General features: G+C 66.2%; 1 pseudogene. It reads left to right on the forward strand.

The annotated features are described in order from the left end of the window. Positions 1-660: pseudogene (locus tag NKH43_RS35240) on the forward strand (IS256 family transposase); the annotation flags it as partial.

The raw sequence follows: 660 nt of genomic DNA on the forward strand, positions 1-660 counted from the left end.
GCCACCGGCGCCGCCTATGGCGAGAAGAACCCGCTTCGTCTCGCCCAGCGCAACGGCTACCGGGAACGCGACTGGGAGACGCGGGCCGGGACGGTCGAGCTGCGCATCCCCAAGCTCAGGAAGGGAAGCTACTTTCGGTTTCCTCGAACCGCGCCGCATGGCCGAGAAGGCGCTGACCGCCGTCATCCAGGAAGCCTACGTCCAGGGCATCTCGACGCGCTCGGTCGACGACCTGGTCAAGGCAATGGGCATGAGCGGCATCTCCAAAAGCCAGGTCAGCCGGCTGTGCGAAGAGATCGACGGCAAAGTCAAAGCGTTCCTTGAAAGACCCATCGAGGGCGACTGGCCATATCTGTGGATCGACGCCACCTACCTGAAGGTGCGCCGCGGCGGCCGCATCGTCTCGGTCGCCGTCATCATCGCTGTCGGCGTCAACGCGGACGGCCGGCGCGAGGTGCTGGGCATGGAGGTCGGCACGTCTGAGGCCGAGCCGATCTGGACGGAGTTCTTGCGCAAGCTGACCCGCCGCGGCCTGCGCGGCGTCAAGCTCGTCGTCTCCGATGCCCATGAAGGCATCAAGGCGGCCGTCACCAAGGTGCTGTGCGCGACATGGCAGAGGTGCCGCGTCCACTTCATGAGGAACGTGCTGGCCCATGCCGG

It is taken from the genome of Mesorhizobium sp. M1163 (assembly GCF_040318415.1).
Taxonomy (GTDB): domain Bacteria; phylum Pseudomonadota; class Alphaproteobacteria; order Rhizobiales; family Rhizobiaceae; genus Mesorhizobium.